Source organism: Nocardia sp. NPDC049149, from assembly GCF_043197455.1.
Taxonomy (GTDB): domain Bacteria; phylum Actinomycetota; class Actinomycetes; order Mycobacteriales; family Mycobacteriaceae; genus Nocardia.
Window position 1 is genome coordinate 56261 of sequence record NZ_JBICTD010000018.1, and the last position, 26561, is coordinate 82821.

Below are 26561 nucleotides of genomic sequence, written 5' to 3' on the forward strand. Positions count from 1 at the left end.
GTGTCGTCGTCGAACTCTGTTGTGGCGGTGCGGGAAATCTTCGAGAGCTTGCTGGAGTTCTTGCGGCGGCCGATCGAGATGGTGGTGTTCGGTGGTGATCTGCCCCGGGCCGACATCTCCGGGATGCGGCAGTTCGCCGCGGAATTGCGGGAGCAAGCTGCGGCGTTGGCCGAGCACGGCGAGGATGTGGGCGTCATCGGGGCGCGGCAGGATTCGACCGGGGTGTTCGGGGACCGATTGCGCGCGGTATTGCGCTCGACCGAAGAGGGTGCAGGCACGCTTGGTCAGCAGGCTCTGACGCTGGCCGACCAAGTGAGTGGTGCGGCCAACGACGCGGAGAAGACACTGTGTGTGATGTACGTGTTCGGTATCGAATTGGCTTGGCGGATAAGCAGAATGCTGGCGGCCGCCGCCGCGGCCGGGCCCGCTGGGCAGGTGGCGGCGGGACCGGCGGTGGAGGCCACACTGTTAGAAGGCCGGGCTCAGGTCGTGCTTATGCGCGCGGGGCTGAAGGAGACCTATCGTCTCCTCGCGGCGAAAACGATGGCCAGGTTGTCGGCGTTGGGGCCGGTGCGATTCGCGATGACGGTGGGGTTGCCGGTGGCTGTCGACGGGGGTGTGCAGTTGCTGCAGGCTGCGGCGGGCGACCGGAATCTGTCTCCGATCGGGGCTGATCGGGAGAATCCGACCGGAATGGACTTGACCTCGATTCTCGTTGCGGGGGTGGCAAGTGCGGGTGGTGCAGTGGGTGGCAGGCTGGCAGCGCGGTTCGCGCCTGCGGTGATTCCTGGGATGCAGACCAGCCGGACGTTGGCCGGACTGGTACACGGGATCGCGGGTGCGGGTGCGGGTCTGGGCGCAGCCGCGATGGTCACCGGCTGGCCGCAGGGTTTCGACCACGTGCTGGCGCCCCTGCTCAACGGCGCCTTCGCCGGGACAGTTCGTGCGCAACCCGGCGCGCACCCCAGTCCTGGTCCCGGCGGCGGCCCTGCGGTCGACGGCAGCGGGGTGTTCACCCGCCCTGATCCGCCGATTGCCGGGTCGCCGATGAAGATCTCCGAGGAGTCGCGGCAGGCGTGGGAGACCGCGCGAGAGCCACGGACACCGGTCCCGGACACGGCGATTACTGAAGGTTCGGAGCCGCGCGTGCATGCGGACCCGGACCCTGTGCCGCTCCCGCCGGGTTCGGTGCCGTCAGCGGTTGTCAACACGGAAACCACAGCGCCGCTACCGGTTTCGGGGAATGGCGCGGGGCAGGCGACCGGTGACGGACAGCTGAAGCCAACCGAGGCGCCGTCACCGTCAGACCCGGGATCGGTCGCCGAGGCGGTGCCGACTCCCGTTTCCGATGTGGAAGCTTTGGTGGCGCAGCACGCGACCGACCGTGCCGAGGTAGAGGGGCTGCTGGGGCTGGAGCCCGGGGCGTTGAAGCTGTGGGGGCGCGGTGCGTTGGAGGGCGCGGTCGAGCGTTTCAGCAGGCAATCGTCGTCGGGCGCGTGGTGGTGGGATGGGCTCGCACCGGAGGTGCGCGAGCAGGCGCTGGCGCAGATCGGCCCCGATCTCATTGCGCCGGAGCTGCGCCGGTCCGGTCAGGCGGAGCACGAGCGGGCACTCGAGCACCTGAGCCACGGGGAGAACCCGCCGCCGAGTACGGCGCCGGAATCCGGTGGCGCTCGCCTGGATGCGTTGCGGCACATGGCTATCGATGCCGGCCCTGAGTCGCCCCTGGCTCGCCTGGTCGGGGCCTACGACCGATACACCGCGGCCGACGCACAACTACAGGAACTCGGCGGTGGCAGGCACGACGGGGCGTCCAAGTATGCGCTCGACTATCCGGTGGATCGCGATCACCCAGTGCCGGAGCAGCGGGCGCGCCCTGAGTCCGTGCTGCCGAGCGAGCCCTCGCCCGCCGATCCGGCGCGGTCCGATCCCGCAGCGGGTGACCGGGATGCCCAGCGCTATCAGCAGATCAAGGAGGCTCGCCTGCGCGAACTGGCCGAGGCCGAGCAGGATCGGCGCGAGCAGCAGGACCGGGAGGCGCAACGTTATCAGCAGATCAGGGAGGCACAGCTTCGGGAGCTGGCCGAGACCCGAGAAGCTCAGCGCAGGCACCAGGACAGTCTCTACGAGCAGATCAGACAGGCTAATCAGCGAGAACCGGCGGAAACCGCACACGACCATGCGCGGCTGGCCGGGCAGCAGCCCGGTGAAGCCGTGGCACCGGTGAAAGAACCTACAGTGCAACAGGATCCGGCGGCCGTCTGGAGCGAGCTCGGCAAGTCACGGGCGGGACTGGCCGAACAGCTCGGCATGAGCGGGGCGGAGCTCGCGCGGTCGAACCCGGCACAGTTGCGCGAGGCGCTGAACCGGGTGCTCGACGGTCCGCCCGAGGTGCTGCAGGACCGCTTCGGCCGCGATGTCGGGCCACTGGTCGGCGAGCTGATCCGCACCGACCTGGCCGCTGACAGCAATGCCGGGCGGATCTCGACCGGTGAGCTGCGCGGTTCGCAGGTGCTGACCGCAGCACTACGGGACCAGCTCTCCAGCGTGGTCGAGGCAGGCGGGTCGGTGCGCAATGCCGAACTGGTGAAAGCGCTGCAGCGCTGGACAGATGCACACGCTGCCGCCGATGCATTGGTCACGCCACGCTCCGGCGCTCCGGCGGTCGGAGCGGCGCCCTCCGCGGCAACGCCGAGGCCGGGATTCGATGGGGCCGCGCACTATTCGAAGCCGGACAGCGGCGTCGGTCGGCAGCCCGCAGCACCCACCCCGGCAACACAGGCCAGCCCGCGTACCGGCGCGGACCATGCTCCAGGGGTCCAGGTGCGCGAGCGCCCCGCCCCGCTTTCCGAGCTCACCCAGGTGCCCGCCGACCACGAAGCGGCCCTGTATCGCCAACTCGCCGATGCACAGCGCCGCGAACAGCTGCCCCCGTCCGATTCCGGCCAGACCACGTCCGATTCGTCGCTACCCCGGGAGGGTTCGCCGCCCCTGCAGCGCGGTACCGGGCGTCCCGAGCCGGATTCGACCCTGCCGCAACCCGACTCGACCCATGCCGAGCCCGACGCGACTCACCAGGAGTCCGTTTCCGGTCGCTCCGGCAAAAGTTCGTCGTCACAGCCCGACTTCACCGAAGACTCGACTCCGGTCGCGCCGGTCGTCGCTACCGTCGAGTCGGTCGCTACGGTCGAGTCGGTCGAGCTGGCTGCTTCGGGCACGGTCGAGCCGGTCACTTCGGGCACGGTCGAGTCGGCTGCTCCGGGCACGGTCGAGTCGGTCGCTCCGGACACGGACGAGCTGGTGCGCTGGCGTGATGCGGCACGCGCCGCCGTGGCAGCGATGCTCGGCGAGTCGCCGGAGGGTTTGCGGTTCGCCGGGCGGCCCGAGCTGGAACAGGCGATCGACCGGTTCGAACAGGCGTTGCGGGCGTTGGACTTCGAGCGATGGCAGCAGCTGAGCCCGGCTGCGCGCGCGGGCCTGACGGCGGACCTCGGCGAGCTGCTCGGGCGAGAGTGGCGCAGTGCGCAGACAGCGCGGCATCCGGACTACGATCGGCCGCTGTCTGCGCCGACCGATACAGCGCCAGACCGACCCGAACCCGAGCGGCTGAGTGAGCTGCGCCGCTTCGCCGCCATGGCGGAGTCGGCCGCGGTGGCGGAGATCGCGGACGCGCTCGAGCATTATCTCACCGCCGATGTCGAGCTCGAGCAGTCGGGCGGGTACCACCAGGATGGCACCGCCAAGTATTGGGCTCCGGACTATTGGTCATCCGAACACGCTGCTGCACAGCAGGATCGAGCATCGATGCGGCCCGCGTCGCACCAATCGGTGCGCACGGACTTCACGCCTACCGCCGACGCGCCGACGCGCCCGTCCGGCACGCCGGAACAGCCTGCGCCAGCGGTGAATTCGGTGCCACCGGCCGGTGCCTCTTCGTGGTCGACCTCGCTGCTACGCGACGGGTGGATCTGGTGGGGCCGTAAGCGCGGCAAGGAGGCCCGTGAGCTCGCACGGATCTCGCCAGACCACACGGTCGATCCTTGGGCGCTCAGCCAGGATTCTGCGGAGCTGGCACGCCTGCGTGAGCAGCACGCGGACGTGGGTGCTGAACTCGCGCGACTGCTCGGTACCACCGCGGACCAGTTGGACGCGCGTCAGGTCGAGGAGGCGTTCGAGGCAGCGTCGGTTGCTCTTCGCGGTCTCGGCGAGCAGGACGCACCACCCGAGCGCGAGCGAGACGAGCTCGAACGCGTGGTCGACCTCGCGCGGACTTATTTGCTCATGACGTCGCTGTTGTACTCGGCGACGATGTTCAACCGGTTGTCCGCACAGATCAACTCCCCGGTACCGGACGGGCCGAAGCCGGGATCGGACTGGCTCGAGCGTCTGGTTCGGATGAGCGCGGCAGATCTGCGTACGCGATGGCAGGAGCTCTACCTGCGATCGACGCCGTCGAGTCTGCCGAAAGTGACTGCGCCGCAGTCGGAATCGGCGGTCAAAGGCCGATGGCGGCACATCGACGCGGGATCACCCGAATCCGCCGTCCACCACTCCTTGCGCACCGGAGAACAGGCACTCGACGACCTCACCCAACGCCGTGACATCCTCGCCGAGCACTTGCACTGGCAACGCGATCGGATCGAGGGTGCGGAAGGACTCCGCAATGTCGGCGCGGAGCTACGCATCGCACACGCAGAGCTCGCGAATGCACTGGGGGCAGCACCCGCCGACGTCACGGCGGTAACCGCCCGCGATCTTCTCGGCGATGCGGTCGCCCGGAAGCTGCCGGAAGGGGCATTCCATGACCATGCCACCACCGAGGCCGACCCGAACGAAACCACCTCCGACCGCCCGGTCACCGACGAAATGGTCACTGCCGCTTCCTACTACGTAGCCACGGCGGCTCTGCTCGACCTGGTCACCGAGATGCATCGACGCGCCACCGACAACTGCGTCAACAATGGCGTCACCGCAATGCGAGTGCTGTGCGAGGGCAACCGGGACCGATTCATCATGCCGCCCGATGAACTACCGTTGCGCGGACACGATCGAGACACGATCCGACGTTCGTTCCGTGGTGGTACGCCCACGTGGGCCGGCTCCGTGGACCGAGCGGTGCAGCGCCTGGAGGGGCGTCCCGGCGGCATTCAGGTCCTGGTCTACAAGTGGCAGCACACCAAAGACGGCCACAGTCCCCAGGGCTACGACCATTTGGTGCTGGTGGTCAACAACAGCGAGGACCTGGCCCGCCCGAACTTGGTCGTGATCGATCTCGCCGCCGACAAGAACGGCAGGCTCGACTTCGACGCGCCCGCTCTGGCCGACCGAAACACATTGCTGGACAAAGCCATCGCTTTCGACGACTGGCTGGGCCGCCAGCGGGAACGTATCGCAGGCCTGCCTGAGTCCGAACGATACTGCTGGACCATCGATTTCGACCGCAACGGTGATCTCGTTCCGGATCGGGTCGTGCCTGCCGACGTCGGCTTGTCGCCGGAACAAATCCGGGAGATCGGCAAATCAATGCGTTCGGCGACGGTGCGCGGGCGGGTGGGCAGTCGGCCGCCGGACGATCGTTCGGCGGCGCCTGAACCGCCGTCGCCGGAGGATCGCGCGACGATGCCAGGTGCGCAAGGCCATGCGGTGGCCGAGCCGGGCCGCCCGTCCGCGCCGATCGGTGATCGGCCGAACGTGATTGCCGGGGTGGACCGGGGTCGAATTGTCGAGTTGGCGCCGCTGAACAGCGGGCCCGCGATGAACGAGGCTTACCGGGTCCGGTTCGAGGACGGTAGCGAATGGATCTACAAGCCGCGCGAAGGCGAAGCGGTCGGCGAAATGGTCACCCCGCCTTCTGGTTTCGCGTCGCGCGCGGTGTTCTACTACAAGCTCTACCAATGGCTGGCTGGTCCGCACGAGGCGGCTCGTGCCGGGCTGGTGCCGGAGACCGTGCTGTGGGAGGGCCCGCGCGGCAAGGGTTCGCTGATGCGATTCGTCCCCGACACCACGCCAAGCGGCTGGGTCCCGAATTACCTACTCGCGGACCGCAATCTGCTCGCGAAGACCGACTACATCGCCGGCATCATGGACCGCGAACTGCGGGTCGGCAATTGGCTCACCAAGCCCGACGAACGTCCGCTCGCCATCGACAACGATGAGTGCGCACCCGTCGACCTGCAGTCCTTCCTGCCGGAGGGACTGTCCGAAGCCGAGATGATCGACGCCCGCCGCCAACTCATGTCGGTCTTCGTCGAGGATGCGCTGAACCGTCCGTTCGACCCGGCCGACCAGGCCCGCGACCGCGCCCGCAACCCCGCCGAGCTCGAGGCCATCATGACTGACATCGGCCTCGAACGCGGGGCCATCCACGGCGTGCTGCGCCGTTTCGAGGAGATCCGTGAGAACGGCCGAATCACCGGCGAGGAATGGCTCCGCCCCGCCCCGGCCCCGGTCGCCGGTATCGATACCCGCCGGCGCGAAGGCGAGGTACAGCGCGATGCGACGCACGCCACAGGTGACTTTTCGCGAGAGCCGAGCACGTCCACGAGTTTGCCGAAGGAACTGCTCCAGGCACTCGGATATGTGGAGTCTGCCGAGTGTGATCCAGCTGTAGCGCGTGATGCGAGAAAGTTCGTTCTCGACCGCTACCTCGAGTATCAGCAGCGTGGAGATAGCCAGCACACTGCGGCAGGATATACCCGCCGCCTCGTCGTCAACATCCGGCAGCGCGCCAAAAAGGACCAGACAGCCTTTCCCGACCGCCTCGCCCAGCTGTATCGGGCCGGCGCGACCGCCAAAACATGGAAAGCGGTCTGGGTAGGGGAGGGCATCGCCGCGTCGCGGCGCGCTGTCGCGGGTACCAGCGAGCACGGTGGGCGTGCGACAGCGCCCGCGCAGCGCCGCGCATTGGAAGCAACTCTCGCGAGCCTCGGAGATGCCGCGAGACACGTTGTGGTGGTGGGTAGTTCGGCGATCGCGGCCACCTTCCCCGATAGGGCCCGGCCTGCGCAGGACACGGATATCTCGGTACCGGAAAACGTGTTCCGCCACCTTCGCGAACAGGGCTGGGCCGAAAGACGTTTCGCGGACGGCTTCGTAGTCGTGACCAACGGCGAGATCGAGGCCACCGTGGGGTGGAGCGGCATTTCCCACGGCGATCTGATTGCCCGCGGGTGGCGAACGGACAGCGGCATTCAGGTTGCGGGACTGTCCGATATCACCGCGGCGAAATGGCGGCGGGGATTGCCGAAGGACTTCAAAGACCTGGACTGGGTGCGGGCAGTACTGCTCGATCCGCAGCGGCCGCCGCTGCCCGACCATGTGCTGGAGCGGCAGATCCGGAAGGTGCGGGCGACGCTACCGGACTGGGTCCTCGAGCATCCGTATGCTCGGGTGGCGGTGCGGCTCGCCGCAGATGGCATGCATGCGGTGAACGCCATGTACGGAGACCCCGAGGTCGGCACGATTCTGCAGATAGTAGGGGAGCTGGAAAAGCCCGAATTCCTGGTGCCCGCTTCGTATCACAATGGTTTCGGTCTCGAAGATGGTCTCCGGCGGTTGCAGGACCATATGGCGAACATCCGGGCCGGCGCCCTGGACCGGCTCCTCGCGATGGCTGCCGATGCCAACAGCGACTTGAAATTCGGCGGTGGCCGGATGGCGGACCGGCCGGAAGCGTACGACGAACTGGTGTCGGCGACGATCCTGCGGCAGCGGGCGCTTGCCCTGGCGCCGGACGCGCGGGACGAGGCGCAGCTGCTGTTCGAGGCGGTGGAAAACACCGCCTACGATCAACGTGCCGGCAGGCAGAAGGGACGATTCCATCCGCATCCGGTGGTGCGCGCCGTGTGCGGCATCGACCTGCAACACCTCTCGGAATTCGATGCGTTGGCCGTAGCCAGATTGCTGGCTCCTGAAGATCTCGCCTCGCTGCGGACGGCGCGATTCTTCTCGCAGATACTTGCCTACGCGTTGAAGCAGGAATCGGCCAGGATCACCTCCCACGAGGACGCTGCCCGTTTCCTCCATGAGTACCGCGATCTACGTCCTGCCATGGGCAATGGCCAGCTCGCGGAGCGAAGCTTGGGGCAGGCGCTCGGCCTGTTCTATCTGTCGAACGCGAAGTTCGTGCATCCGGACAAGGGGTATCAGTATCCGGAGGACTGGAGCCTGAAAAACATCCGGTCCCGTTTCATCCACGCCGAGCAGTCCCAGCTCATCGGTGAGAACCTGCTCTCCGGCCGATGGACACCGCTGCGCGCCGACCAGCAAATCGCTCGGCACACCGAGATCATGCGCGCCCGAACCACGCCTCGAACCGAACTGCCGGAGTTCACGCGGAGCGACATCACCAGGGTGGTACAGGACATGACCGCGGGCAACGTGCTGGCGGCAGAGCTGTACCAGGATCGGCTGTCCGAGCTGCGGGCGAGATATGACGACGCGACGGTCCTGCGCACTCTTACCACCGCCAGGCGTGCTGCACAGGAACGAGCCGAGAGGCTGTCCGCCGAGCTGGACCAGGCGGCCGGGATGCGGGGAGCGCAGGCCGATCGGCTGACCCCGATCTCGGAATACCTCGGACAGTGGTTGGCGGATTTCGATGCCAAAGCGCGGGAACTGGCCGATTCGATGTTGGTGGCCTGGCGTCGCAATCCTGATACCGGGGATTGGGACGGGCCGGATAGCCGCGCGCGGCTATCCGCGCGTCTGGGCCGGTACGACGGCGGGCCCCAGTTGGTGCTGCGGATCGCCACCTTCTTCCAGCACGGACTTCGCCACCTGGCTCCTGGTCAGTGGCAGCACGTGGTCGAGGGGGCTTCGGACGGCGCGCTTTGCCACCTGCCCGTGTGGTTCATGCGCTCGATCATCGATCCGGATGCCGCGCTGAGCCTCACCGATGTCCTCGACGTGCCTGACCCCGACACCGGGGAGAACACGGCACACGAATGGATCGCAGACGCAGTCGCGGAGCTGCGCGTGCTGGGGGAAAAGATCGGCCGAACCTCCGAACCGGGGCGCCTGATCGAGACGGTGACCGAATACCTGGAGCTCGCCCGGCTGGTCGAAATTCCGTCGCGACTGGACAAAGAACGCAAGCTCCTCGCCCGCATCGGCACGATGGAGGACGGACTTCGATCGGGTCCGACTCCCGGGGATGCGGAAACCGGAGTCGAGCTCGAGCAGCTGTCGCGCAGCATCGATACGCTCGCCCGGGTGCGTGCGCTGCGTGACCACTGGCTGGAACTCTGTGGCGAGGAGCGCGCGGACGCGAACTTCGCCACGCCTCGCTTGCGTCGCGAATTGCGGGAATTGACAACGAGTCTCACTGCGGACCTGCACGCCGAGGGGATACTCTCGGCTGACGCCGAACTCACCCCCGACCTGCTGCGTCAAGTCGAGGACGCGCACGCCACCGTGCGGCATGACCTACCCGCCCGAGCCGCGCGCCACCGCAGGCTCGGTCAGCTGCTGGGGTATATCGGCACATGCCAACGAATGGAATCGGCGATCGATGCCGCGTTGCGGCAGTTGCCCACTATTGATGCATCGCCGAGTTCGGAATATGAGCCCGCAGAGCATGATCCGCGAGGCTGGGTGCAAGTCGGCGATCCGCGCGAGTTCCGGCCGAAGCAGATCGGCGTGCTGCGGGAGTGGGGCGAACGGATCGCGGAAGCGGCCGGCGAACGCCGGTACCTGTTCGAAGCGGCGGTGCGGCGTGCCCGTCGGCTAGGGGTGGCGAGCCCAGAGCAGGCGAGTTCGCGCGAGCTCGCTTGCGCCGTCGCCGAACTCGTCGAGTGGGCACATGCCTTCCGCGCCGCGGCGTCGCACCCGCCGGGAACCGAGTCCGAGCAGGAATTGGCTGCGCAAGTCGGCGCCTTCGGTGACATCGTTCGTCGCGACCTCGCGCTGTTCGATCACGGGTTCGGCGCGGAGCGCGCCGTGCGCGCCGAAGCAGCCGCCAACGTGGCGCAAGAATTGCTCGCGCAGAACGTGATCGACGGCCGAGGCGGGCGCTGGCTGGCGTCTCAGGTGGCGGTCGTCGAGAAGGATGGTGTCCCGCCCGAGGTCTTCGTCGCCGGGGCGGTGACCGGGCTGGATCGTGTGATGGACTCGGTTCCCTCTGATGTCCGTGTTGCCCTGTCGGAGCAGAGGGCCCGATTCCATTTCACCGAGGTGACGATCGACGAACAGGGCCGGGCGTTCCTTCGAGACATCCGGCCTGCCGTCGAACCTGTTGTGGCAGAAGATACTGTGGACGCAAAGACCTCCGGTTCCGCTGCCACGCCAACCCCCGCCTCACTCGCTGTCGCGCCGCCGGACAGAGCCACGAACGCGGAATGGGCTGCGGCACACGCGGCCATCGACCGACAGCTCGAGTCGTGGCGGCTGGAGGGAGTCGAGGGCGAGCGGATCACCGAGGCTGTGGCGTTCCTGTCCTCGGGTGACGGCGGACGCCTGGTGGTCGCCGCGCCGACGGGTCTGCATCGCCGGGCGCTGTTGGATGCGGTGATCGCGGATTCGAGATTCGTTGCGGCACGGTGGCATCCGCGGTTCGACCGGCAATACTTGCAAGTGACGACTGGCGCGGAGGGGCCGGTTGTACAGGCCGTCTCCGCTCGCATCGCCGAAGGCGAATATCGTGCGGCGACGCACGCCGAACTCGAGGGCATCCTGCTTGACGAGTACCTGCGTTTCCGCCGGCTCGGCTTGATCTCCAACAGCTTCCGCGACTGGGTCGGTCAGCTGGGCACACACGTTTTCTACGGAAGGAAGGAAGCGCGAAAGTCGCGCGGTACCCGACACGCGGTCGTTGCCGGGCGTCTCAAGCGAGATCGTACTTTGCAGTTGTTCGCCTACTCGGCTGCCGAGGCGAATTCCGAAGCGATCATGGATCTTCCGCATCCGGCGGCAGTATTGATCCGGGCCGCAACCCGCCAGATTCCTTTGCCTGCCGAGCCGGATGCCCGTGCAGCAGGGCGGGTTGTCTTACGTGGCGAGGTCGATCTCGGCGTGGTGCGGCCCGTGGTCGAGATCGCCCCCGACGGCCTGCTCTGGCGCGTCGCGCCGCCCCGGGGCGACGGCGGCGCGGGCGATGTGCTGAACCGATGGCTGCGTGGGATGTCGGATCGCGATCCCGACCGGCTGTTGCGGCGGATCGAGGAGGCGGTAGCCGCAGGTGCGGCGCCCGCAACGACGCAGGTGAATGCGGCAGCTCCGCGTCATTTTTGGGAGCTGTCCGCGACAACAGGTTCCAAGGAACTCACGGTCAACATCCGACTTGGCGAATACGGGTGGTGGGCCGTGCCGACAGCGCAAGCCGAACGTGACGGCGCCCTCGAACCAATCGTCGAACCCGACCTGCCGTCGCTGGTGTGGCGGGTGGCCGCGCAGGTGCATGCGCGGAGCCGCGATTCTGTTCTTCTCACGCCTATAGACCTCGACGTCACGATGTCGCCCGAAGAGGTTCGCCGATACGACGATCTCGTCCGGGACGCTGACGCGGCCGCGGACCGGCTGCGTGCGTGGCAGCTGGCCTGCGACGCGATGGCGGCACGGCTCGGCTTGGCACAACAGGGTGCAAGCGGGCCTGATCCCGTGACTGCGCTGTGGGACCAGGTGCTCGACGAGCGAGCGAATCTGGCCGATGAACTCGGCGTCGACGCCTCGGAATTGACGTCAATACCGGTGTCGGACAACGGTCTTGCCTCTCGCCGCAACGAGATCGTGCGGCGCGAAACGGATTTGCGTGACTATGCCGAACTGCTCGCCCAGCGGGCGAACGCGGCGGCCGAGTCGTCCGATACCACGCGCCGCCGCGACAGCTTCCCGGCCGGCCGGGTCGTCGCCGCAGATCTGCATGCGCGCGGTGCGGGGCACATGGTGAGTGAAGGGATCGGTCACGTGCCGCACGGCGCGAGCGGTCTGCTGCTGGTCGCCGCTCCGCCGGGCGGCCATATGACGAGGATGCTGAGCCTGGCCGCCGAGCGTCCCGAGTTCGCCGACGCACTCTGGCGCGACGAGCTGCAGAAGCGCTACCTCGAGGTGACCACGGGCACGGACGGCCGCGTCGACGTTCGGACAATATCCGCAGCCGAGGCGGAGGGACACCGCCGCAAGCAGTCCGGCGCTGAGATCCTCGCCCAGCTGCTCGACCACTACCTGAGCTTTCGAACGGACGGCGTCACGCCGCTCGGATTCCGTCAGTGGCTCGGCATGCTCGCGGTCGAAGATCCGCTCCGCGATTTCGATCGGCTGGCGTGGCTGGGCCATCAGATGGTCCGGGCGGAACCAATGATCGAGCGGACGCATCCCGCGTACGTGCTGCACCGGCTGTGGACCCGGCAAATCCCGCCTTTGCCTGTGCGCGGCCCCGACCCCCAGGAACCGCTGGATATCGTTCTCGTGCAGGGGAATCTCGGCGACACCCAGGCGGTGGGGATCCCCGTCGAACACCACGACGGACGGTGGCAGTTCGCGCCGAACAGTGAATCCGCGATGGGGGCACCTCCTGAAGAAGATCCGGATCCCTCGCACGAAATTGCCGCGCGAAATCTCGACGAAGCTCGGCGGCAACGGGCAACGGCCGCGGAGCGGCTGCATGCGGTGACGGCTCGGCTTGGCATGCCGTCGTTCGAGCCAAATGCCGCCACGCTCGACTCGCTCCAGGAGCACGCGAAAGGTGCGCGTACGAGGTTGGCCGCGCTACTTGTGGTTGATCCGTCGGATCTGGCGGACCGCAAAATCCTCGCGGAGCCGGTCGAGCGACTGCAGCGCCATTTGCGATCGCTTGACGGCGCTGGATGGACGCGAGCGAGCGAAGCCGATCCCACCGCCCTTCGGGCGTGGATTGTCGACGCGATGCGCTTGGAGAACGACACGCAGGCGGCGACCGCCCAGGTCATCGAGGGCGACACCACCCTCGCTGCCTCGCTCCCAGCGCGCCAGGCCTCCGAGGCGGCCGCGCTGATCGAGATGACGGGCGTGCCGAGACCGTACGAGCCTCGGCCCGACCGCGGGGCCGACCCGCTCGCCGATCTCAGGCGATTGGCGGCTCTCGGCGGAAGCGAGACCGCACGCCTGGTCACTGCTGTGGTCGAATACCTGGAAACTTCCGCGCTGACATACGACGTCACCGAGTGCGTGCGACTGGATCGACTGATCGACCGCTACCGAGACAGCGCCGAATCGGCCGCCCAGACACCTCGCGTGCGAACTGCGGACCCGGCTTCGGCAACCCCACTGACCGAACTGCTTGCCGTTACCGAGCCGGACGACTCTCTGCTCTTGCGCAGGCTCGGAGAACTCGACGGGCGATATGGCCGTCTCGTCTTCCAGGTTACCGCTGCCCGCTATCGTGTGGCGGAGAATGTCGCCGTCCCCTCGGGACACAGAGGCCATGGAATAGCCTTTTCCGGCACGATCGTCAATTCGGAGAATGGCGAGGTGGTGTGGTGGCCTGTATTTGATGTCGATATCGATGATTTGGCCCGAATCGTGGTTCGGTTCCGCAGTGGCAATGCAGCGGAATTTCGGTATGAAATAGAGATCTACAATTCCTTTATTGCTCGACTGGACAATCTATATTTCGGATCGTATGCCGACCGCATGGAGTTCGCCCCGCTCCGTGCGGCCCCGCTGGTCGTGGGGGAGCCCGGCGTACGCTGGGATCCGACCGAGAAGCGATTCGAACAGAGTCTCGAACTGTTGAATGAAGCTGTCCGGTCGCGATTCACCGATCTCACTCCCGCAGACCGCAACCGAGTGACAGCCTTCCTGGCGCAGCTCGAGCAAGCGGGCCCCGGGGGTTCGTCACCTGCTGACGTGCTCCATTTCGGAGGTGCCGATGATCCGCAACTCGGCAAACGACTGCTCCAGGCGGCCTCCGTGTATCTCGTCCGTGACTACGACGAGTATATGGCTGCAGATCCTGCTATCCGCACGGCCTCCCCGGCGTCGGCGTGGATCGACCCGAAGGTGCCGAGTTCGGCAGCATCGACCAGAACTCTTTCATTCCGAGAGTTGCTGACACACGAAGAACCTTACAGCGCGCTGCTGCACGGCGTGCTACCCGGCAACTGGCACTGCGGGCCGTATCGGGTGCTCTCGACGAGGTCTACGTACTCCGTCAATTGGGAGTTCGTAATTTCGAAGGGCAATTATGTTTCGACGCAGCCGAAGAGTTCGACCGTTACGGGATTCAGTATATTCGGGCAGGTGGTCGACGACCGCGGTGGCGACGTCGGAATCTTCCATCTGGACATACAGCTGGATGGTTCCGGAGACATTGTCGTCGACGACCTGACGTATCTTTTCGAGGGTGTGCCCGACAACGGATTCCATGCCGCTTTGGCGGCGCGGACAGAAAGTTACTTCAGGAACAACGGGGTAGATCGGATCGTCGGGACGACTCTGTACGAATATGGCGCCGCAGCAATATTGGCGGGGGTGGACTGGCCGGTCGACGATCCCATCGACCTCAACGGTGTGCTTGTCAATGTGCGAGAGTCGGCGAAATATCTGTGCGCGCACAGCACCGAAAATGACCAGGCACTTCTGGAAAATGTGGTGCACCAGTTCGCAGGAAGAACGGCCGACTTCCCTAGGCCAACTGAATTGATCCGGCTGACCGGCGACAATCCTCATCTCGGCCGTGATTTGATCGCTGAAACGCGGTGTCACATCGTAAGAAGACTGCGGCCGAGCGAGAGTCGGACCGCAGCGGCAGTCCGGCTGGCGGTTGCCCGTCGCGTCGAGAAACAGGCCGTAGCGTTGCGACAGGAGTTGAAGACGCTGCTGTGGCGCAGCGAGGTCACTCCGTCTGAACTGCTGCACACCGGTTCACCTGCCCGGGAAAGCTGGTTCACGTCATATGGCGCTGTCCGTGATCGGTTGCGGCGGCTGCTCGGAGCCGAAGACGGCGTAGCGACTGACGAGTGGGTCGCGCGCGCAGCGGCGCGGCTGCGGTCCCTGGGGCCTACTGCGCCCGAGTTCGATACTGCGACAAAATATTTCGTCGAGCTCCAGCCGGTTGCGCAACTGGACGATGACATACATCGCCTGGAGCGGTTGGCACGAACGGTCGATGCGGTCGAGCAGGAATTGTCCCGGCATGGTGCGTCCCTGTTCCGGTCGCTGGCGTGGGCGTACGGGCTGATGCCCGGCATCGGTTTCGGTCGATATGACGTGCAGCTCGATACCCTTCGGGATGCACTGGCGCGGGTGGCCGATCAAGCGGCCCTCTTCCGGCAGTGGCAGTCCCGAGCACACCAGCTGTATCAGCTCGGCGCAGCCTTGGAAGATGCCGAGGCGCAACGCCTCTCGCGCGAGGGGACACGAGCGGCCCTTCACGATGCTGTCCGAGACCAAGGTCTGCCACAAGAGGAACTTCGCGCGATCTCCCTGGTGTTGGAAGAACGCTTGCTTGCCGACGAGCCGGAATCCGAGGGTGCCGAACAGCTTCGGCACATGATTCGAGACGCAAAGCTGCTCACTGCACTGGACGACACAACCCACCGGTTGAAAGAAGACATTTCTGCAGCGCTGGCGCTGGCGGAGTCAGAGCTGGCCGGCCGCCCGACGGCTGTCGACGGGACGAGTGGAGCACCGAGTTCCGGAAGGCTGACTAGCGAACTGATCTCCGCACGAAATGCGCTTGTGGTGCGGCGTCGCGCGTTGTTCGCAGCGCTGACAACTGCGGACGCACGGTTCGGTATCGACCCGACCCGCTTGGATTCGGGCATAGTCGGCGCGAACGAGCTGACTCGATTGAGTGGGCTGCGCGCACAGCTGGTTGCCGAACATGCGGACGCGGAGTGGCGTGATTCGCTCGACCACGCGATCGACACGGCGAATCTGCTGGTGCGCGCGACGGTGCGTATGGACCAGATCGATGCGATTGCGGCGGCATACGGCGAGGCCGAGCAACAGATCCGTGCCGCTGATGATCGGTTTGCCGGTCTCGTTGCGGATCATCTCCGGCGTTTTCCGCTGCATCGCAACCTTTTCCGAATGGAATCCGGTAGCGACCGATCGGCGTCGCGCGCGACCGTGCTTCCCTCTGGGTTGTGGCGGAGTGTGCGAGGTTGGGCGATGGGCCGTGGCAGCGCATCGCCTCGATCGTCCGATATCTCGGGTGTCGACGCCGAGCCGACCCAGACGTATGCGGTAACTCAGCGATACCGCGCGCTTAGCCGCATCCTCGAGCTGGATGACCACCGCACACGGTGGACCGATTATCGGGATCGCTTGCGGGCCGATACGGAAGGCCTTGAAGAACGGGTCTCTCGGATACACGATGTCGAATCGCGACTTGTCAAAGCATCTGGCGAGTTACGCCGACTCGCTACCGACGCTGGTGTCGACCTCGAAGGCTCGAGCACGAACGAGGAAGGTCTCGCTGCGCTACAGTCCTGGCGCGACGAATTGGCTGTTCTCGACAATCAATTCGGTGTTCTGCTGGATCCGACGCCGCTTCCGCCATTCGTGCAGGCCGTCGAGGGCGAAGGCATCGGGCCCTACCCGCCGACGGACTCGCCAACAGAGAACCATTGCGTACCGCTGACGGCAGAGCTGCATCGGCAACGAACCGGCAGAATCGATGTCGCCATTCCGGACACTGTCGGCCTGAGCGGTGTGTCGATAGGGAGGTGTGCCGAGGCGTTCCACGGGACTCTGCAACGGTTCGCTCCGGATCCGATCACTCCTCATTTCCGGCTGGAGCAATCGGCACGGGCGCTCATCGCCACGCTGCCCATGGAGGAACGCAATGGGATGTCACTTGTGATGATCGACATGTCACACGAGGCCGACGAACACGGCGTTGGCGCCCACATCTCCCGTCTGGAATACCGGTGCGACGAACCCGCGGGCAACGGATGGTTCGAACTGCAGGATCCCGGCAAAGGGCAGTTGGAGGTCTGGCGGGACTCGTCACCTCCTTCCGAGTTGGCCGGTATCTGGGTGATGGCCTTCGACCGAAAGGGCCGCTCTCTGCATTTGCCCGGGGCAGAAGACGACGACACTCCGCCGCCGGATTTGCGGGTTGGCAGGGACGAGGGCTCGCCGGGGAATTCGGGCGAAGCTGCCGATCGCGCACGCTACGCCGGTATGGCGGATCCTGGCGGCGCCGCAGGGTTTCGGGACCTGGAGATCCACGATCAGATTCGGGTGCTCGAGCATGCGATGGGAATCACCACTGCCGCGGAGCGTGCTTTGGAATTGACGCTGTTCATGGAGGACCGATACCGCGAGGTGGTCTTGGTCTCGGGCCAAGATCGGCCGGAGGACATTTTCGATGGTCCCGAGGGATGGGCGGGCTGGCTGGATGCGCGCCTCTTCGCACGATCGAGGTCGGATGCGGAACTGTCGGTGGATTTCCTTACGGAGATTCATCGTCGGCTGGCATGGCGAGTGGCTCCCGGGATCGCCGGTCGGTTCCGGGGCGATGACACTTCGGAACAGGCCGCGGACACCAACGTCTTGGTGGCCTGCCAGGGAGTTCCACTGACGGCGCGTGAAGTCAGCGCGGTCGAAGGCAATCCGCTGCTCACGTATGTTCATGAACCGTACGGACGAGGGACCCAACCTTACGGGTTTGTGGCCGTTCCGCGTATCACTGGGGTACCCGGTGCTCTCGCTGTGCGGCCTGTGTCGTCACCGCTGTCTGATCGGGAACTGGCGGATCTGTTGTCCGACCCGCTCGTCGGCTTCTGGCGGACGACCCAGGAGACCATGCGACTGGCCTCAGCAGCGTTCATCGTCTATCCGTGGTACGGCTCGGCCGCGGCCATGCGCGACGAACTGACGCCGCTCTGTATCCGATACAACGAGGCCGCCGCCGAACCTGGGGCCGGCCCGTACCGAGTGGCCGGGGATCTACAGCAGGGTGTGATTTCACTGCACCCGTTCAGCGTCGATTTGAATGGCCGTGCCTCGCGGCTGGCCCTGCTTTGGGCGCTGGAGCGTGTCGGAGAGCCGCCCAGTGCGCTGCCCGACTTCAACAAGGACATCTTCAGCACGCCACAGGAGTGGGCAGAGGAAGTCCGCCGGGGAAGTTCGCGATACCAGAGGTGGCGGGATCGGGTCGAATCGGATCCGGCGATCGACCCTGTCGCCTTGTTCGAGCTGGAGTCGGTGCGGCAGCGGTATTGGGCTGCCGGTGGCACGGAACGTCCCTTCCCGCCGGGCAACTATTTCGAGGGCCACCTGGTCACCGAATTCCATCGGGCATTGCGTTCGTCCGAGCCGATCGAGGGATTCGCGACGCTCGGCTCGTCGTTCGTTGTGGCGACCCCGGACGAAATCTCGACTTCCGAGCCCAACTCCGTTCTTCCCGATGGCCCGCCGCCGATGAGCTCAGACGGCGAAGCAGGAGATGCGATCGACCATCTCGATCCGGTCCAGGAGACACCCGATGTGGTGGGGACCGACGCGACGCATGGACGGCCGGGAGTAGCGAATAACCCGGCGAGCACCGATCGGTCGAGTCCGGATTCGCCCGGGCCGACCCCGTGGGCCCGGGCGTCGGCGAGCAGCGGCGTGTTCGAGCACCGGCGCGAATCGAACGCGGCGACGGAGCAAGAGGCGATCGCGGTGGATCCGTTGCCCGGTGGTGCTGGCCCAGCGGGAAGCCTTGAACAACTGGGCGATGCGGGCGAGGACGGACAAGTCAAACGACCGTCTGAAACCTTCGAACAGCACGATGTTGCCGGTACCGAGTCGGACATCCGGCTGGCAGTCGCGCGTCGGGTCGATGAGCGGGTCGCCGTACTGCGGCAGGAACTGGCCGAACGGCTTCGGGCCGACGACCTCGACATCGACGAATTGTTGCGCGCAGGTTCGTCCACCTGGAAGTGGTGGTTCGGCACGTATCGACAGTTGCGTGCCGACCTGGTCGCGGGGCTCGGTATCGAGCACGGCTACGTCGTGGACGACGAATGGATACACCATGTGCTGTCGCAACGACAGCAATCGGGGTTCCTGACTCCGGATCTCGTGGCCCTTGGGCGGAGATTCACCGAATCTGCAATGGCCGCAAGGCTTATCGACGACATTGTGCGCCTGAGTCGGTGGGCTCAGACAATCGACGCGGTCGAAGTGGAGTTGGCGCGGCGTGCCGTGCAGGCGTTCCGGTCGCTCGCGGGGGTGTACGCGGTCGCCGGTGTCGCTGCTGGCCTGCGCCCGTTGGGCGCGCCGGTTCGCCTGGTCAGCTCGATGCTTACCGCGGTGGCTGAACAGATCGAGGCGACGCGTCGTCTGGAGGGGCAAGCCGAGTCGCTCTACACGCTGGGTATGGTCGTGGAGGACTACGATCGAGTGCAGCGCACGCTCGGGCCTTCGTATCGCCAGATCTGCTGGACTGCAAGCCAATACGGGTTGCCGACCCAGGATTCGGCGGCCGGGATGTCGCTGCTGGTTGTGCGCCTCCGGCGCCTGCTGACCACTGAGGGTGTGGCGGGCAGGGAGGAACTGCGTCGATTGATGCACCGAGCCACCACGGTTGCCGAGCTCTATGAGTCGAGCATTCGATTGAATGCAGATCTGGATGCTGCGATCGGGCACGTCGCCGGAGTAGTGGTGGGAGCCGCCGGGGCGCTGTCGCGCACGGCCGAACTGCCCGGCTCAACGCAATCGAGCGAAGGGTTGGCCCACGTTCGCGAGGTTCTGGCCGCGGTGCAAGACGATGTCGCGCGGCGGAGGCGTGCCGGGTTCGTCGCCCTGTTGGACGGGCTTGCGCGTGAGTTCGAGCTCGACCTGCCTGCGCTCGATGAACTGGGTGCGGGCGGGGAAGAACTGATGCGGTTGATGACCGTGGAGTCGACGAGTTCCCGGCGGCTGGACGTCACTATCGGTCTCGTGCACGGAATCGCTCGTGCCCGAGACCAACTCGCACGGATCGCTACGGTGGCCGCGGCGATGGACGAGGCGGACCATCGGCGGAAACTTGCGCGGGAGACCCGGTTGCGCCTCCAAGCGGACCACGTACGGAGGTATCCGCAGGATCGACGACTGGGCAGGGTTGAGCTCGAGCCCGATCCGATGAGTATGCAGGCTGCGTTACGGGAGTGCGGGGCCGAACTGCGAGGAGCCGGGTGGGCGGAGTCGACGCTCGCCGAAGTGCAGGCGCGGGTAGCCGCGTTGCGGGACAGCGGCAAGGCCGATCGCGAGATCCGCACTGCGGAGCGCTATCTCGGGTTGCGTCGGCTTATTGATGCTTTCGATGCCGAAACCCCGTGGATATATCGGTATCACAGACTGCACCGGCATGGCGAGGCGCTCGACCGGCTGTTGCAACGCCGACAAGACGACGACGCGACAGTCGACGTGGCCGACGAGATCGGCTACCAGCCAACGCGTTTCGAGGCGGATCTGGATGAGTGGCTGGATGCGGCACTCGACATGGCGGCAGAGGCCAAGGATCTCGTTCGCCGGTTCGGTGACGTGCCCTCAGTGTCCGGTTCTCCTGGGGCTGCGGTGAGTGGAAGCGTGCCGTTGACCGCGGTGCTGCTGACGGATCCGGCAGGCAACGAACCCGTTGTCGCGTCGAGCCGAGTCCGGCCGGGCCTGTCGTTCGGAACCTATGCGTCGTTGCTGCACGGTGAACCGCAGGAAGTCGCTGTCGAGACAGAGCATTGGCCAGGGCCGACCGAAAGTGCACTCCTCACCACGGTGGCGCGCCTTCCCGTGCGGCAACGTGCCGGTATCACGATCGTGGTGGTCGACGAGACGCGTTCGGCCGCGCAGCATGGAGTCGATGCCTTGGCATATTGCTTGACGTACCACTGTGACGAGCAAGGGCGTGACAACTGGATCGAACTGCAGGATCCGGTCAGTGGGCGGTACGAGCCGTGGGATTCCTCGACGATATCTGACGTCCCTGTTCGTCGCTGGTTGATGGGTTTCGACCGGGCAGGCAATGCATTGCGTTTGCTGAGCCTCAAAATGGGTGTGTTTCCGTCCGAGTTGCGGATCGGTGCGGGTGTTCCGGCGCGGGCGGTCGATCTCGAGCGGGCGGATTTCGCGACGTTACAGCAGGCGATGGCCGATGGCGTGACTACTTCGGCGCAGTTGACGCAGGCGTGTCAGCAGCGGATCGCGGTGTTCGACAAGGCGGGCCCACGTCTGAATGCAGTTCGGGTGCTGAATCCAGATGCGGTCGCCGAGGCTGAACTCCTGGATGCCGAACGTCGGCGAGGCCAGGTACGGGGCCCCCTGCACGGAATTCCCGTTGTCGTCAAGGACAACGTCGATATGAGTGGTTTGCCTACGACGGGTGGAGCGTGGGCCCTTCGTGATTCGTATCCGGCGGGCGATGCTTTTGTGATTCGTCAGTTGCGGGCGAAAGGTGCGGTCATTCTCGGCAAGACCAACATGACCGAACTGGCGAGTTACCTCGCCACAGGGTTAAGCAACGGTGTCAGCGCGCTGGGCGGCCGTACACGCAATGCGTACGACAGAAGCGGCGAGGCGGGTGGATCGAGTACCGGATCGGCGGTCGCTGTGGCGGCGGGTTTTGCCGCAGCGTCCGTCGGCACCGATACCTCGGGCTCGCTTTCCTCGCCGGCGGCGGAGAATTCGATGGTCACCATCAAATTCCCGGGAAAGGTGAGCCGTTCTGGAGTCATGCAGACTTCCCCCACATTGGACACCGTTGGGCCGATGACACGGACAGTGCGCGACGGGGCGATCATGCTGAACGCGATGGCCGGCACGGACGCCGAGGATCCGGCGACAGCGGTCAACGCAGGCACCGATCACACGGACTACACCGCCTCGCTGACCGTCGACGCTCTGCACGGCGCGAGAATCGGGGTCGTCGGTGCACCCTATTTCCTCGGAGGAATGCAGGCTGTCCTCAAAGAGCAAGGTGCAATACTCATCTCGGCCGAGGTGAATGCGGCCGGTATGCCCGAACCGCTCTACCCTTTTGAACAGAAGCAGGCATTCAATAGCTACTTGGCCCGGTTGCCTGCGAGTGCGCCGATCAAGACGCTGGACGACCTGATCCGAGCCAATCAGGAATCCGTTTTCGGCCGGGCGATCCCATTCGGACAAGACCGGTTGATTGCCGCCGCCGCTATCGACCTGAGTGATCCAGCCGTGCTGGCGAAGTACCACGCTCATCGTGACGCGGTGATGACTGATGCGGTTGAGCGGCTTGAACATGCCTTCGAGAGCACTGGGGCGGATGCATTGCTGTTTGTCAAGGCGAGTGCATTTTGGGTGTACGCCCGGGCACAGTATCTGGTGATCACACAGCCGATCGGATACAACCCCCGCACCGGCCATCCGCTGTCCGGAACCTGGGTCGGTCGGCCTGGTACAGAGAAGAACTTGTTGGCATACGCGTATGCCTACGAGCACGGCGCGCAAGCGTGGCGTCCGCCGTCCGAGATCAATCCGGCAGCGTTTGCCGGAAAGCAGTTGCTGCCGCCGAGCGGGCTTGCGCGGTCCGCAGCCGATCGAACTGCGACTCGGCCGAGTACGGATTCGGCGCGGCCGACCCCGTGGACACGGTCGTCCGCGACGCGGACCGCGAGCGCTGAGGTAGGTAGGGACATCATTGCGGAAGAGGCTGATCCATCGCGGCGTGGTGCGGACCCTGCGGGAAGTCTCGGACAGCGGGACGTCGCTGGTGTGGCCGGACCAGGCGATCGGCCGTCAGGAACCTTCGAACTGCATGAGATCGCCGGTTCTGACTCGAACGTCCGGTGGTCGGTCGCCCGTCGGGTCGATGAGTGGGCTGCCACGCTGCGGCAGGAACTGGCCGAACTGCTTCGGCCCGACGATATCGACATCGACGAACTGTTGCGTGCAGGCTCGCCCACCTGTGAGACGTGGTTCGGCGCGTGTCGGCAACTGCGCGCTGACTTGGTCGCGGGGCTCGGTATCGAAGGCGGTCTCGCCGTGGACGACGAATGGGTACAGTATGTTCTGTCGCAACGACAGCAATCGGGATACCTGGCACCCGAACTCACGTCCCTCGGGCGAAGATTCACTGAATCCAGTACCGCCGCAAGACTTGTCGACGAGATCCTCCGTCTGAATCGGTGGGCTCGGACGGTCGATGCGGTCGAAGTGGAGTTGGCGCGGCGGGCCGCGCGGGCGTTCGGTTCCCTCGCGGGTGCATACGCGCTGGCTGGTGTCGCTGCCGGTTTCGGCCCGTTGGGTGCCTCGGTTCGACTGGTTGGGGCAATCCTCGATGCGGTAACTGAACAAAACGAGGCAACACGTCGTTTGGAGGGACATGCCGAGTCGCTGTACATGCTGGGTGTGGTCGTGGAGGACTACGAGCAGGCGCAGCGAACTCTCGGGCCTTCCTATCGCCAGATCTCTTGGATCGCAAGCCAATACGGGATGCCGACCCAGGATTCGGCGGCCGGGATGTCGCTGCTGGTTGTGCGCCTCCGGCGCCTGCTGACCACCGAAGGTGTGTCCAGTAAGGACGAACTACGCCGGCTGATGCACCGTGCCACTACGGTTGCCGAACTCTATGCGGCGAGTATTCGACTGAATGCGGATCTCGACGCTGCGATCGAGCACGTAACGAAGGCGCTGGCCGGTGTAGCGGTGGGAGCATCCGGAACGGTCTGCCTACCTGAGCCAACGCAATCGAGCGAAGGGTTGGCCCGCATCCGCGAAGTTCTGGCCGCCGTACGAGATGGCGTCGCGCGGCGGAGACGAGCCGGATTCGTCGCCCTGCTGGACGGGCTCGCCAGGGAGTTCGAGCTCGACCTGCCAGTGCTCGATGAACTCGGTGCGGGCGGGGAAGAACTCATGCGGTTGATGGGTTTGCAGTCGACAAGATCGCGCCGGCTCGAGACCACCATCGGTCTCGTGCACGAAATCGCCCGCACCCGAGACCAACTCGCGCGAATCGCCACGGTGGCCGCGGCAATGGATGAGACAGACCATCGGCGGAAACTCGCGCGGGAGAAGCGCATGCGCCTCCAGGCTGACCATCTGCGGAGGTATCCGCAGGATCGGCAAATGAGCAGGGGTGAGCTCGAGCCTGATCCGATGAGTATGCAGGCTGCGTTACGGGAGTGCGAGGCCGAACTGCGGGGCGCCGGGTGGGGGAAGTCGACGCTCGACCAGGTACGGGCGCGGGTAGCCGCGTTGCGAGCCAGCGGCACGGCCGATCGCGAGATGCATACTGCTGAGCGCTATCTCGGCTTGCGACGGTTGATCGACGCGTTCGATGCCGAAACCCCGTGGCTGCGTCGCCACCACGAATTGCACCGGCTTGGCGAGGCACTCGACCGAATGGTCCGAGGCCGACATGACGACGCTGCGACCGCCGATGAGATCGGCTACCGGGCAACGCGCTTCGACGCGGATCTGGACGAGTGGCTGGCTACGGCGTTGGATGTCGCGGCGGAGGCTGCCGACCTCGTTCGGCCGTTCGGTGACGTGCCCGATGCGCACCGCGGTGATGCGGTGGATGGACGCGTGCCGTTGACAGCGGTGCTGCTGGGGGACAGGGGCGGCAGCGTCGTCGCCTCGGAGCGAGCCAGGCCGGGCCTGTCGTTCGAACGCTTCGCGTCGTTGCTGCACGGTGAACCGCAGGAAGTCGCTGTCGAGGCGGAACGTCCGTATTGGACGGTCGAGCAGGCACTCCGTACGACGATGTCGCGCTTACCCGTGCAGCGACGTGCCGGTGTCACGGTTGTGGTGGTCGACGAGACAGCTGAGGCCGCGCAGCATGGAGTCGATGCCTTGGCCTATTGCCTGACATACCACTGTGACGAGCGAGGGCGTGATGACTGGATCGAGCTGCAGGACCCGGTCACGGTGCAGTACGAGCCCTGGGACGTCACGACGATCAATGACATCCCTGTTCGGCGTCGCTGGCTGATGGGTTTCGACCAGGCAGGCAGTGCGTTGCGTTTGCTGCACGCGAAAACAGGTGGGTTTCCGTCCGACCTGCGGGTCGGGGCGGGCGTACCGCCGCGAACCGCGACGGTCGACGTGGGACGGTCCGATGTCGATACGTTGCAGCGGGCGATGGCCGACGGCGCGCTGACTTCGGTGCAGCTGGTGCAGGCGTATCTGCAGCGGATCGCGCTGTGGGACAAGGCAGGCCCGCGCCTCAACGCGATCGAGATGTTGAATTCGGATGCGCTCGCCGAAGCCGAACTTCTGGATGCCGAACGGCGACGTGGTCGGGTGCGAGGGCCACTGCACGGGATTCCCATCCTGGTAAAGAGCAACGTCGATGTGGCTGGTTGGCCTACGACGGGCGGAGCGGTAGGGCTTCGTGATCTGTATCCTGCGGGCGACGCTTTTGTGGTCCGTCAGTTGCGGTCGCAAGGTGCGATTGTGCTCGGCAAGACCAACATGAGCGAACTGGCAAATTTCCTTGCCGACGGGCTGCCCAACGGCTACAGCGCGTTGGGTGGCCAGGTACGCAACCCTTACGACAGAGGTGGTGAGCCGGGTGGGTCGAGTACCGGATCGGCAGTAGCCGTGGCAGCGGGTTTTGCGGCAGTGGCCCAAGGCGGCGATACCTCGGGCTCGCTCATTTCCCCGGCAGCCCAGAACTCGGTGGTCACCATTAAATTCCCGGGAAAGGTGAGCCGTTCGGGGGTCATGCCGCTTTCGGATACTTTGGATACCGTGGGGCCGATGGCGCGGACAGTGTACGGCGCGGCGGTCGTGCTGAACGCGATGATCGGCGCGGACCCGGAGGATCCGGCGGTCGACTCCGACGCCGGACTGCCGGACTACACCGCCTCGCTGACCGTCGACGCTCTGCGTGGCGCGAGAATCGGGGTCGTCGGTGCACCCTATTTCTTCGGGGGAATGCACACGGTACTCGCGGAACAGGGCGCCACACTGATTTCGGTCGAGGTGCATGAGGCCGATCTGCCCGAAGCGCTCGCTCCGTACGAATTCAAGCGGGATTTCGATCGCTACTTGGCTAGAATGCCCGAGAGTGCGCGGATCAAAACGCTGGATGATCTGATCCGATTCAATCAAGAGTCCGTCTTCGGCCGCGCAATCCCCTACGGGCAGAACAGGCTGATCACTGCAGCGGGTATCGACCTGACCGACCCCGCCGTGTTGGAAAATTACCACGCTCATCGCGCGTCTGTGATGACTGATGCGATAGAGCGACTTGAACATGCCTTCGCAGTCAGTGGCGCGGATGCATTGCTGTTTGTGCAGGCCAGCGTCCACCGGGTGTACAGCCGAGCACGGTATCCTGTGATCACACAGCCGATCGGATACAACCCCCGCACCGGCCATCCGCTGTCCGGAACGTGGGTCGGTCGGCCCGGTACAGAGACGAGCTTGTTGGGATACGCGTACGCCTGTGAGCATGGTGCGCAAGCGTGGCGACCGCCGTCCGAAATATGGCCGGGCGCGTTCGCGGACAGGCGGTTTACGGGTCATCGGGTGTGGGGTCGGAGCGGGGAAGCGCCGCCTCCGGCGGACCGAGATGCGACTCGCTCGGGTCCGGATACGCCCCGGCCGAACCCGTGGTCACGGTAGTTCGCGCCCCCGTGCTCAGGTGCCGAAACGAGCCGCACCGCGAATTGAGGACCGCGAGGGCACAA

General features: G+C 65.7%; 1 protein-coding gene. It reads left to right on the forward strand.

Annotated features, from left to right (window positions below):
* Positions 1-26496 carry an amidase family protein gene (locus ACGFNJ_RS42425; protein WP_393462026.1) on the forward strand — a complete coding sequence of 8832 codons (26496 nt, stop codon included), beginning with the start codon at positions 1-3 and terminating at the stop codon, positions 26494-26496.
* The last annotated feature ends 65 nt before the right edge of the window (positions 26497-26561 follow it).